Here is a 12,503-nt window from a genome sequence, read left to right as displayed (position 1 = left end):
GCGCTGACCGGCCATTTTTATCTTCCCGGATGTTTCCTTGCCTTCTTAAACGAGGGAACCCTTTGTAGCTATTCCGCCGTTTTTTGTTTCATCAGGGCATAACGAGCAATCAACTGCTGCAGATGCTGTTCTGTCTGGCTCTGCTGCGCGACAGGCCACGGCTGGTTTTCAGGAAGATCTGCCAGCTGTCGCAGTTGTTCCTCTGCAGGCACGGCACTGTTAAATGCCTGCATCATGGTAAATACCGCTGATTTCAGCTCGCTGACCGTCATGTACTTACCCCGCTGTTCATCAAGTGCGTTAAGCCGGTTCGCCAGTTGTTGCAATTGGGTCATTCCCTGATGCCAGCCAGTCAGATATGGCTGCGGAAGTGCAGCAACGTTAACCTGCTGCTGCCACTGTTGCGCCAGCGGTTTCGCCTCTTGCGGCCAAAGGATCAGCGCCTGCTGCACCAGGCTATCGCCGTAGCGCCATGCCCAGTCAGGTTTCAGTTCCCTAAGCTGTGCGAGCCGATTTTGCGTCTTGCTAAGCCCTGCCACGGGTGATAGTGACACTTGTCGCAGCGCCTGCAACTGCGCTTTGGATAATTCGTCAGGTAAAGGCGCCAGAGTGGCATCGAGCTGTGTTTGAGCCGGGTCTGGTGTATGCATCGTCTGCCATCCCCATGCCACCGAGCTGGCAATCACCAGCATGGTCGCCATTCCGGCGGCAAATGGCTTCCAGGGCTTCACCGGAGGCGGCGCGGTCATCACCTGCCTGTCCGGCAGCGGCTCCGGCTGCGCGACATAGACCCACCTGACGTGTTCTGCCGGGGTCGTAAAGCTGGCCGGGAGAACAGCACCGCCCGCCTCCTGCCCGCCCTCGCTGTTTTCCAGCCGTACCGCCGCGTTATGGACCTGGGTACGCAGGGCATCGAGCTGGCTGGCATGCCTCAGTTCAAGACGCTGCAATATGTCGCCCAGTGCGTTCAGGTGCTCTTCTGTCTGGTACAACTGGCTGAGGTCGGTACAGGTCAGCGTCATGGTGCGCATCGTCTGTTGTAACCGCCTGCTGAGCGCGCTGAGAATTTCCATACGCGTATGCACAGGCTGCGGCCAGATATTGCCCCACTGGCGGGAGAGGAGTGCGTCCACTATTGCCAGTCCTTCGTTCATGCCGTATAGACCGGCCAGATGCGTTCGGACGAGCGTATACCAGGCCGCGGTCTGCAGTTCCACCCCGTTGTGCTCAAACAGCGACAGACAGAGCTTTTCCGCCTGCGGCCAGTTGATGTCCGGTCGCGCCGGGTGGGTCAGTTTGTTCATTTCGTCACGCAGGGCGGCGTAATCCGCAAGCGTACGCGGGTCGCCGCCGGTTTTGAGGTGGCGTTCGGATTGTGTCGTCATGATGGTTTCAGCCTGAATAAAAATCAGAGTGCGGCGCGGGTATCAAGGTACTGCTGCTGTTTCAGGTGGCGGATTAACACCCTGCCCTCCGGCATAAATTCCGTACCGTAACGGACCAGACCGATGCCCTTCAACTCCGCGTCGATGGCGTAGCGCAGTTCGCCGGGAATAGCCTGTTCAAGCAACACCACATCGATTCTCTTAAGCCGGGGCTCGTACTTAAGCAATACAGACGATAAGATCTCCATCAGTTCATGGGTCGTACCCGGCATCCCCTGCAGAATTTTGGTCATATCCGGGAGACCATAGTCCGGCAGGTGCGCCAGCGTACCGGCGCGGCAGTTGAGCACGCGCTGCATGTTATCAAGTACGGATAAAATCACCTGGTTCTGCTCACTGACCTGGTGCAGGCTCAGACCACCGGAAAAATTACCAGTCAGCATTTCATACAGCGATGGCGTGTTATGTCCCTGTGGCATCAGTCATCCTTTCGCGGTTGTAATGTCAGATGGTTATTCCCGGCTTCAAGAATGCGCGGTTTATCCGGATCGAGATCTTCACGTCTGAGCACCTGTTTCCAGGTGTTGTTAACCATATCCGGATGGCGGAACAGCCCGACCACCGCGACAAAATGCGCTTCTTCTTCCATCGGCATATCAAGGCTCACATCTCCGCCCGGCTTCACCACCACGTCACGGCTGGTCAGAAGGTCCGCTTTAAGAATGGTCTCCCCGTCCTTCAGCAGCTGCTGATAGACCGTTTTGTCGAAGATCTTGCGGTCTTTCAGTTGATATACGCGGACTACCACCGGCTCAGACAGCGAGTTACTTTCGCGGGAATCGGTGTTCAACGCTTCACGGGCGGTGAAATCCAGATGCAGTACCTTAATTTTTTTATAAAACACAGCGTTAAATGCCGATTTAGTGCCATCAGTGATACCCTGCGTAATCCCACAGCCCGTGAGGCTGAACGCCAGCAGTGCAGGCAGCCAGCACGCGGGTTTAATCAAACTTGTACGTAACACGTCGGTTTCCTTGTTGTGGTGTTGCAGGTTGCAGGCCAGTGTAATAGCCCAGTTCCGTCGTAAAGGTTTGCGGGATATCATCTGCAAACGCTCCCTCCTCCGCCCCCAGTACGCCATTCATGCCGAGCCAGAAAGATCCTTCACCGAGCGGTGGCACGGCCAGCAGGCGGGTTAGGGTTGTCAGGGTGATTTTTGCCTTAAAACGCCAGCCAAGGTAGACACGCAGCATCACCAGGAAGTCCTGATACAGCAGACCGTCCGGTTTCCATCCCTGTGATTCCTGTTCGTTATCGGTGGACAGCGCGATCAGCAGCTGGCTGCTGGCATCCATCGCTTCATCTCCAAGTGGCGTGTTGCCATCCAGTAGAAAATCGTCATCACCGTAAAAACCCAGTGGCTGACTGACCTCCACCGGACGCAGGCAGTACGGGCTGACCGTCACAGTGGTATCCGGTGCCAGCAGGCTCACCAGGGCCTGTATCCCCTCCTGGGTTTTCCCCGGTTGCTGAAGTACACCCAGCAGAGCCAGAAAACGGGATACCGGTGTGGCAATGTGGTTCGCGGTGCCGGGAATACCCAGCCCCACCAGGCCCAGCAGCGACTGCGAAATGCTGTCGGTCCCGCCGGGCTCAAAGGTGGCCGGGTAAGAGTACTTACGCCAGATGCGGTAAAACTGCGTCAGGATGCGGTGGCTAAAGATATCCAGAAACCCCTGCAGCGCATCATGTCCTTCACGGCGCTGAGTGATGTCATCAAGATACGCCGTCGGCAAGGGGGAATCGACACCGTACATCCCCATGAAGGTCGCTCGAATAACCGGAGGTGTGTTGTCATCGTCTTCGTCATATTCGACACACTTCAGTTCACCGGCTGGAAAACCCATCCCCGGATGCGGTGCAAAGCGTACCGGATCATCTGCGGGATGACTGGTTGAACCCATCAGTGGCCTGCCCGGATGACGTTTCTCCAGCAACTGACAGAAACGATAAAAATTCATGCGGTGCAGGTCGGCTTCCAGCCGCGGGGTCAGCCGGGAATGCGGCGACTGTGCTTCTCTTCCCATTCCAGGCGCTCTCCTGTCGGTTGCAGAATGATAATCAGGCGGTTAAACAGATAAATGTCGGTATACAGCGCGAAGAAACGGCTCAGCATCTCGCCAAACAGGCAGATGTCGCCGCGCCCGGCAAAGCCGTGGCTGTCCAGCGTCACTTCAATCTGCACGCCACGAACCAGATAGCCCTGCTCAAAGCGCACGGTTTCACTGTGTTTCACGTCGAGGATGGCTTCCAGGCGGCGGCGATTCATCTCGCTGTCGGTCCATTCATACAGCGCCAGGGTCCCGCGCAGCACATCGGCGTTATCCATCATCGACAGGAACCCGCTGCCAAGGTGACTCAGTACGCGCCAGTGAAAACGGTCCTGCGCCGGTGGATAACAAGGCAGCGTTGGCGCACACAGGTTGCGCACGGCAATATTAGCCGAAGTCGTTTTCATCACCGTATCAAGTACAGTGCTCTGCAGCGCACGCCGTGGCAGCTGGCCGTTGGTACCGGTGAGCGTCAGCGACAGGCTCTCATCTTCCGGCACCGTATGGTTATCAAACGCTTCACCGCCGAGGATGAGCCAGGTGTTATGCAACCCGGATGGCCCCCGGCGCACGCGGGTGTGGTAGTAATATTCCGGTGCTTCATGACGCATCATTCCGCCTTTGTGACGGAAGCTCGAAAACGGCACGTAGGTATGCTGGCTCGATGACATCACCGAATCCACGGTGTATATCTCGGTATGGCCATCCTGCACACGCATCGGGCGCAGCATGTATTCGGTTTGTAAGGAGTTAAGCGTCAGTGGGTCAGATTCCAGCGGAAACAGGTTAATCACCGGCACGCAGTTCAGGCGCAGATGCTTTTCGGTAAAGCTGAAATCGTGCTCCCAGCGTTCTGCCAGCACCACATCGATTTCAAACCAGGGGAGTTCAGCCGGAAAGGCCACGCTCTCCAGTCCGCGCAGCCCCGTAAACATGAATTTCTCGCGAAAGGTGAAATACTCCAGCAGCAACTGGTAACCGCTGAAACTGCTGTCCCCTTTCGGCCACAGTCTGTCATCTTCACCAAACCCCAGTGCGGTGAAATACCCGTCCAGCGGTCTTCTGTCCGTGTCACCCGGCATCCGCAGCCAGAGGCGCGCAGTGTTCATGGTAAAGGCTTCATGCATGGCGCAGGCCAGTGGTGCGTCAGCATTGAAATAGAACGGGATCTGGCTGAGATCGACACAACTCCAGTCAGCCAGATGGCTGCAGCTGAAGCGCAGGCTGATGACCGAACGCCCGTCCGGATCAGTCGACAGGCGGGCATGCTCCAGTGCCAGTGGCTGTAGGGTTATCTCTTGAGTTGTGGTGTAGCGACAACGTGTGCCTTTTTCACCGATCGGTCGCGAGTTTACTTCGAAGCCTTTGTCAATACGCATCGGTTCTTTCATCTCACGCCAGTCGGGGGGCTTTGTTGAATAAATCAGATTTCGGGTAAGTCTCCCCCGTAGCGGGTTGTGTTTTCAGGCAATACGCACGCTTTCAGGTATACCTGCTTTCGTCATTTTGTTCAGCGCTCGTACCAGGGCCATAGCCTCCGCAACCTGACCATCGTAGTCACGCAGCGTCAGTGAACCCCCGAACAGCTGTTTTACCCGGTACATCGCCGTTTCCGCTATCGAGCGACGGTTGTAATCTGTTGTCCATTTCCACCGCGCATTACTCCCGGTCATTCGCTGATTAGCCACTGCACGGTTACGGTCTGCATATTCACCGGGCCAGTAACCCGCACCTTTTCGGGGAGGGATAAGCGCGCTGATTTTCTTACGCCGCAGTTCATCGTGACATAGCCGGGTATCGTAAGCGCCATCGGCGGCGGCTGACCTGATTTTCCGGTGGGTTTGCCGGATTAACCCGGGGAAGGCCTCTGAGTCCGTAACGTTGTTCAGCGACAGGTCAGCGCAGATGATTTCATGTGTTTTACTGTCAACGGCGAGATGCAGCTTACGCCAGATACGGCGGCGTTCCTGGCCATGCTTTTTGACTTTCCACTCGCCTTCACCGAAGACCTTCAGCCCGGTGGAATCAATTACCAGGTGTGCGATTTCACCCCGGGTGGGCGTTTTGAAACTGACATTAACCGACTTTGCCCGCCTGCTGACACAGCTGTAATCCGGGCAGCGTAGCGGAACGTTCATCAGAGAAAAAATGGAATCAATAAAGCCCTGCGCAGCCCGCAGGGTCAGCCTGAATACGCGTTTAATGACCAGCACAGTAGTGATGGCAAGGTCAGAATAGCGCTGAGGTCTGCCTCGTGAAGAAGGTGTTGCTGACTCATACCAGGCCTGAATAGCTTCATCATCCAGCCAGAAAGTTATGGAGCCACGGTTGATGAGGGCTTTATTGTAGGTGGGCCAGTTGGTGATTTTGAACTTTTGCTTTGCCACGGAACGGTCTGCGTTGTCGGGAAGATACGTGATCTGATCCTTCAACTCAGCAAAAGTTCGATTTATTCAACAAAGCCCCGGCGACCTTGTAAAGCCCTACAAACTTACCACAGGTCACGCCGTCCTGCTCCCTGGCAACAGGTTTACCAAACAGTGTGTGATCTTCTGCGCCCGTGATAATTCTTCCACCGCAGGTCGTTTTGTCACCCTGAACCAGATAAAAACCTTTTGCTGGCATATGTTTTTCCTTATTTGCTGAATTCAGTCCTGGTTACCCGCAAAGCACCGCACTGCCTGCCGGGTCAAGCGCAATCAGACCAGTCAGAAGCTGGTCCATCTCCGGCTGAAGCCGTGACTTATCGGCTTCACTGCGTGTGGCTTTTATGCACAGCAGTCGGAAGCGGCGTGATTTCACTTCAAACAACAGCGCCGGCGTCCACTGTGCGAGGGTGATGGACTGTGCGGCATTGTCGAGCTCACCCAGTAAATGCAGGGCCAGTTCATTTTTACCTTTCTGCTCTGCCACACGGGCCATCAGCAGACGCAGCAACCATCTGTCTTTGGTGTCGGTCCCCGGGCGCGTCTGCAGCCAGTGGAGTGTGGCATCCAGTCCTTCGCTGTCTGCTTTCTCCAGTGCTTCAGGTTCAAGCGCCAGAATATCGTTATCACCAGTACTGATAGCGCTGACAGGTTCATCCCGCCAGCCGGACATATCGTCCAGCACGCTCTGGTTTATCCAGTTCAGCGTGACCTCATCGGCAAACGGTGTCCCGTCGTTAAAGGCCAGGGTTTCAAGCCCGGTAAGACGGCGCAGCAGCCCTTTCAGGTCGGCAGTGATGATGTCGGCCAGCACATCCTGCCCCGACTTCATCAGGGCCTGATGGGTATACCACTGCAAATCCAGCCAGAGGTGATTGGCACCGCGCGAGAAGGTATTGTCCGCCTGCTCCAGTATTTCCAGCCAGCTCTGTTGCAGATAGAGGCGCTTGAGCATCGCCCGCTGGTCAGCTCGCGGCGGCTCGATGCGCGTTTTCCCTTCAGCATCCGGTGCCGGAATAGCGCTCAGCGTGTCATGACGCAGGCTTTTCATCAGCCGGTGCGCCGCAAGCCAGCCACCGGGTTGCTCACGCAGGTACCCCGTCAGGGTGCGAGCCTGAGCCAGTAAGTCCTGACCCGAGGTGATGCGGCTCAGCACTGGCGCGTCCTGTTCTGTCGTGTGAGATGGCTGCTGACTACGTGTCTGATTGCTTGCGTTCTGCGGTACCACGGCATCCACGCCCCCGCCTTTCATCAGACGGGACTCAAGAGCGCTGTACAGGGCATTCAGCTCCGCCCGTAACGCTTCAGGCTCTGTCTCCAGGCTGTCAGCAATGAGCAGTAGCGTCCCGGCGGTACGCTGTGCATCCTCGCGTACGACCTCCGGGTACAGTGACAAACTGTCCAGTACACGGGTACCGCCGAGCCATTCCAGCGCGGCCTTGCGGCTGCGGTCCCGCCGGGGGTGAAGCTGCATGCCGTAGCGCTGCAGTAATCCTGCCACCAGTTCAAGCCCTTCGGCGAAGCCAGCTTCGCCATTCTGATGCAGGCGCGCCCAGCAGTAATAAGTCGCAACCCGGATATCTTTTGCCGTGGTGGTCATCAGTTTTTCGGCAAGCGTGCAAATCAGCCCGGTATCGATGCCGGAAAGCTTATTGACCTCCTCGCGAATGCGCTGGAAATCATCGTCATATCCCGGGTCTTCTCCCGTCGGACAGGTCACGCTGACCGGAGCAAGCCAGCGCAGCCAGCGTTCCGTACGAGTCTGCGCCTGCTGTCGCAACAGGGTTTCATCCGCCTGACAGGCGGCCACCAGATTCTGCAAAATATCCATTATTCCGTTCCGTCCATATCACTGCTTTCCGTACTGTCCATCAGCGCCTGCGCCGTGGCCGCGCTGTCGACGCTGAATATCTGATCCGGCAGCGTGAAGCCGCGCAGTGCCAGTAACGCCAGCGGCCCGCTGCCCAGCTGTGAACGCAGCACCCACTGCAGGGTACGGCCATCCGGCGCGGTGAAACTCATCATCCACTGACTGCGATCAAGCTGCGCACACTTGCCCTGGTCCAGCCAGCGAATAAAGCCCCAGGTTCCGCTGTAATCCCTGAACAGACGCGCACCCGCGTTGACCGTGGTCCAGGTCAGCATGGTTCCCGGCTTGTACGTGTCTCCCGGCCAGCGGAAGGACTGCCAGTCAGCCATCTGGTTAAAGTAGTGCAGCTTTTGTCCATCAACAGTCAGTTGCGTCTCCACCACCTGCGGTACCGGACGCGCCTGCAGTTCGAAGCTGATACCCTGGCTGCCGTCGGTAAACAAAATGTCCGACAACTGACTCAACTGATTAATCGCCCGCAGGAAGGACGGGTTAAAACTCAGCCCCTGGCTGTTGACTTTATCCGGCACCCACTGGCTGCCCTCCTTGTGCAGAACACCACCGAGCTCTGTCGTCAGGAAGCGTTCAATACGTCCGCTGTCCTTACGCACAAATTCAGCCAGCATCGGCAGGGAGGCATCACTTTTACTCGCGGCAAACGGGAAACGACCGTCAAATGCGGTGTGCCAGTTCGCCACCACAGAGCGGCTCCACTTGTCATTGAGGCTCGCTGCCGACGGCTGAAGCACGGTTTCCCATGCCTGGGTCAGAGGCTGCACAAACATCGTGCTGCCAAAACCACTCCACTCTTCGCCAAGACTTGCAGAAATGAGACTGCCGTATTGCTGGGTGTCGGTCAGGTCCACGCTTTTGCCCTGGAATACGGTCTGCGCCAGGGTCTGCATCATCGCCTGCGGGTCAGAGGCGCTAGCCACCTGTTGCAGGCGTAGACGCACGCGGGTGATACGGGTCAGGTACGTCTGCAGGCTCAGGGAGTTATCAGCCGACATGACGTTGCTGCCCTTGTTTTTACCCAGAAGCTGAAGCAACGGTCCAAAGGTGTCATCCAGCGGCCCCTGCGGTCCTGACGCAGACTGATCAATCGCAGGCTTATCTTTTCCACCTACGAGATCTTTAGCCGATTTGATGATGGAGTCCGAAAGAGCTTCGCGCTGCTGTCCGGTCTGTCCCTGCCAGGCGAGGGTATTCATCAAGGCGATCAGCGGTGACTGGCGGACATCGCTCATCAGCGTCAGTTGGTCTGTGACATCCGCTATGTTGTTCGCCGGATTAAGTTGCAGGCTGTTGAGGAAGCTCAGCCAGCTGCCAGCAAAGTCAGTGAAGTAGCGTTGTGTCAGACGCGCTTTCAGTGCTTCCGGCGACAGGTCTGAGGAGACGGCTTTTCGGCTGTCGCTCAGTACCCAGTCGATTTCATCGCGGCGGGAATTTGCGGCCTTTTCGATAGCCTGCTGAATCCCCCCCTCCCAGGCCTGACGGGTGAACATTCCCGGTACCACCTCATCGGTGGTAAACAGGCGACGGGCATCGGTACCGCCAGTCATGTCCTCCAGAGACACATCGGCAAAGTTACGGCGCACGGATTTGAGCATGTTCTCGTACAGCGTGCTTTCCGCGTTGCGCCGTCCTATCTGCTGCAGCAGCACCTGGCGGCCCTGGCTGACCAACTGCGCATCCGGCGTGATTTTCCACTGTGGCTGCGCTGGCAGTTCGGATATATAAAAAGCCCACAAATCCGGTGACAGGCTTTGCCACAGGCCTGCTGAGATACCCATTCGCGTCGGCTGCACGGTTTTCATGGTCTGCGCGTAGAATGCGCCGTCGGCTTTATCCGGACGAGCCATCATCAGCCAGGCTTTCAGCTGGTCATAGCCCGGTTTCGCCAGTCGTGCCCGTTGGTCACTGTTGGGGGCATAATTTGCCAGCGCGCTGAGCTTCTGCTTAAGCGCCTCATTTGCCGGGTCGCGTATCAGGCGGTTGTTTGCCACGCCGTACCAGGGCAGCATCGCATCAAGCAGCTGCTGATTATGGTCGAGGCCGAAGCGCTGATACCAGGGCGCTCCGTCCTGGATACGGTGCTGCAGGCGGCCGGCATCATTGCGCAGGGTATGCAGGGCCGTCAGCTGGTAATCCGATACGGAAGGGTGCTCCACCAGTGCATGCGCCTGCTGCGCAACAGAGACTATCTGTGACCGGTTAACCGCGAACGACAGCAGCGTTCCCGCCCCCCAGACACCGATAATGGCCATCAGCGTCCAGGCAAGCGTCTGCTCCCACGCCATACCGACACGGCGGCCACGAACGCGGGGGCAGTCGTCAACGGTACCCTGCCAGATTGCCGGCAGGGTCAGTGCATGACGCTGTGACCCCGGAATATATTGCTCAGCGTCGGCTGTGCTCGCTGACGTACCGGCAGTTTTCTTCTCCGGCAGGCTGAACATCAGCCCCCGCAGGGGAACGCGCTGCCGGGAGGCAGCCAACCATGGCACCAGTTGCTCAGTCCAGCGGACGATACCGCCGTCCTGGAGATGCTGGCCCAGGCGCAACAGGAAGTCGTGGCGGTTGTTTTCGGAGACCTGACTCATCCCCTGCGTCCGCAGCGCCGGCAGCATCCGCTCGAGTTGGCGGATCACGTCGCCTTCGTTTGCGCGGAGAGGAAAGCTTGCGCCTACCGCCTGCTCAGGACGCGTATCCTGCGACCAGTTGCTGCCACACAACTGCCACAGCCAGACCGGGGCGGAATAGCGCAGCAGTTCGCTGATTTTTTCCAGCCCGCGTAAATCGTTGTCGCTGATTTGCGGGGTCAGCTTAAGCGACTGCGGTAGTACACGGATAATCCCGTCCAGCGGGCGTCCGCGTCGCAGCTTGCGCAGCGCGATGTATTTTTCGCGGTCGGGCTCCGATGCCAGGCTGCCGCCGTAAATCAGCACGGTGCGGTTACCTTCAAGCCACTGCTGCTGTTGCAGGCCGGGTACCAGTTGTTCGATGGCCGCCTCATCGCCAGTGATTAACAGCAGACGGGTTTTGCTGCGCCAGTAAAGACTAATACGGGAGCGGAGATGCGCCCGAATCCTGTCACACATGACCACCGCAGGGTGAACAGGGTCGTTATCATTTTCCCGTTTCTTTTTCTCATCATCACCACTGACATTGGCGACAAGCGCATCAAACTCCTTTTTACCGGCACTGAGAGCAGCCCACAGGTGCACAACCAGCATGATAAGTGTGCATCCTGAAATACATCCGCCAGCGATAAGCCAGTAAGTTTGCTGCTGACTACCGTACTGAATCCCGGCAATATCCGGATGCTTCCAGACCATGAACGTCATAGCGGCTAACAACAAAAAGAAAATCAATGTGACAGCAAGGTAGCGGCCTTCCGTAGTCTTCGGTGCAAAAGCAAAAGGTAGCTTCACGGATCCATCTCCTGTCGGGAAGCAATCGGGGTAATGAGCGTGCTCCACAGCACATTCTGTGTCGTATCACCGCAGATAATCATCTGTGGGGACTGTGTCTGTCGGGCGATTTCAGTGGCGGCCGCGATGGCCAGCCAGGGGGCTGCGGCACCGGCATGCCCCATAGACCTGTCGAGTGAAATGACGGAGTCGTCCGCTACAGACTGCGCAGGATGCGCATTCTGGCACGCGATCACTTCTGCGCGTTGCTCACCCGTCATCCCGGCAAGCCATAAATTTTTAACGATATTTTCTTTGAGCGGGACGTTCCAGGCGGCCATGTTCATTCCCTCGCTCAGTTCACCAGGAGGGGAAGCATCTGGCCGGTGTAACAACGCGAGAGGTTCGAGTGCCTCCTGTGTCAGGCGGTTGCCAAGAAGCAGCGCAACGGCTGCTTCTGCCGTGTTATCAGAATCAGAGGGATGAAACTGGAGTCCCACAATCAGTAACATCGCTTTATCTTTAATACGTACATTCAGCCAGCGGTCAATTACGCTGAGTCCACTCCCTTCACCATATTCAACAGGATGGGTAATATTATTCTTTTGCCAGACCTCGTCCCAGTAATGGCGTATATTCTCAAGGGGCAGAGATGTTGTTATATCAAAAACAACAATCAGTGGGACTTTGTCAGGGAATTGTGCAAAAGGAATGTCAGTAATCAACCGCGAAAAAATATTAATTATCACGAATTTTGACGAGTCCTGCGGGCTAGATGAAATTTGGCTCATTCTGGTACTTTCATTACCATCCCGGTCGACCTGTGAAACAATAATGCTATCGTTTTTTTGCATGGCAATAGCTATATCTTTCTGTGCAACAGATGAGTGGCCGGTAATAAATGTTGCATTCAGCACCTGCAGCGCACGTCGAGCCTTACGGGTTTCTAGAAGAATCCACTGTTCTCGCTGTTTGTCAAAAGCATTTGCTTTGCTATCCCGCAATGCCCAAAGAAGAAAACAACAAGCAAACAGAATACTCCACAAAGAAATAGGTAAACCTAAAGCCAATTTCCAAAAGTACAGATTTCCGACATAACGCCCAAATAAACGCATTAAGATAACACTGATAGAAAGCATAACAACCAGAGCAACAAACCAACGAGAAAATCTCAGAGGTTTAGGTCTGGGGTAGCGTTCTGGCAAATATTTAAGTGTATATGACATTCATTTTCTCATATTACAGAATAGCTAAACTGGCTTGAGATGAAAATGAGGCGAAGATTAGACCCATTGCAT

General features: G+C 56.2%; 8 protein-coding genes and 2 pseudogenes. All 10 read right to left on the bottom strand.

Annotated features, from left to right (window positions below; genetic code table 11):
• Positions 1–68 precede the first annotated feature (68 nt).
• Positions 69–1,385 carry a VasL domain-containing protein gene (locus tag ECL_RS08975; protein WP_013096445.1) on the bottom strand — a complete coding sequence of 439 codons (1,317 nt, stop codon included), beginning with the start codon at positions 1,383–1,385 and terminating at the stop codon, positions 69–71.
• Between the two features lie 23 nt (positions 1,386–1,408).
• Positions 1,409–1,864 (bottom strand): type VI secretion system baseplate subunit TssE, encoded by a 456-nt coding sequence (tssE, locus tag ECL_RS08970; protein WP_013096444.1) that lies wholly within the window; start codon positions 1,862–1,864, stop codon positions 1,409–1,411.
• Positions 1,864–2,409 carry a type VI secretion system lipoprotein TssJ gene (gene tssJ, locus ECL_RS08965; protein ID WP_013096443.1) on the bottom strand — a complete coding sequence of 182 codons (546 nt, stop codon included), beginning with the start codon at positions 2,407–2,409 and terminating at the stop codon, positions 1,864–1,866. The genes tssE and tssJ overlap by 1 nt, the downstream gene beginning before the upstream one ends.
• Positions 2,387–3,472 (bottom strand): type VI secretion system baseplate subunit TssG, encoded by a 1,086-nt coding sequence (gene tssG / locus ECL_RS08960; protein WP_013096442.1) that lies wholly within the window; start codon positions 3,470–3,472, stop codon positions 2,387–2,389. Before tssG ends, tssJ begins: the two co-directional genes overlap by 23 nt.
• Positions 3,436–4,902: pseudogene (gene tssF / locus ECL_RS08955) on the bottom strand (type VI secretion system baseplate subunit TssF); the annotation flags it as partial. The gene tssG and the pseudogene tssF, both read right to left, overlap by 37 nt.
• A gap of 57 nt (positions 4,903–4,959) precedes the next feature.
• Positions 4,960–5,928, bottom strand: a complete 969-nt coding sequence (locus ECL_RS08950; RefSeq protein WP_013087110.1) for an IS5-like element IS903B family transposase — start codon at positions 5,926–5,928, stop codon at positions 4,960–4,962.
• A gap of 19 nt (positions 5,929–5,947) precedes the next feature.
• A pseudogene (locus tag ECL_RS08945) lies at positions 5,948–6,121 on the bottom strand (PAAR domain-containing protein); the annotation flags it as partial.
• A gap of 33 nt (positions 6,122–6,154) precedes the next feature.
• Complete coding sequence (gene tssA, locus ECL_RS08940) at positions 6,155–7,753, bottom strand: type VI secretion system protein TssA (protein ID WP_013096439.1); 1,599 nt, start codon at positions 7,751–7,753, stop codon at positions 6,155–6,157.
• Positions 7,753–11,226: a type VI secretion system protein ImpL gene (locus ECL_RS08935; protein ID WP_013096438.1), complete on the bottom strand. Its 3,474-nt coding sequence runs from the start codon at positions 11,224–11,226 to the stop codon at positions 7,753–7,755. The genes tssA and ECL_RS08935 overlap by 1 nt, the downstream gene beginning before the upstream one ends.
• On the bottom strand, positions 11,223–12,431 hold the full coding sequence (locus tag ECL_RS08930) for a hypothetical protein (RefSeq protein WP_013096437.1): 1,209 nt from the start codon (positions 12,429–12,431) through the stop codon (positions 11,223–11,225). Before ECL_RS08930 ends, ECL_RS08935 begins: the two co-directional genes overlap by 4 nt.
• Positions 12,432–12,503 lie beyond the last annotated feature (72 nt).

It is taken from the genome of Enterobacter cloacae subsp. cloacae ATCC 13047 (genome assembly GCF_000025565.1).
In the GTDB taxonomy this organism is placed as follows: Bacteria; Pseudomonadota; Gammaproteobacteria; order Enterobacterales; family Enterobacteriaceae; genus Enterobacter; species Enterobacter cloacae.
The sequence above is the reverse complement of the archived record's forward strand: the minus strand, read 5'-3'. Positions and strand labels throughout refer to the sequence as shown.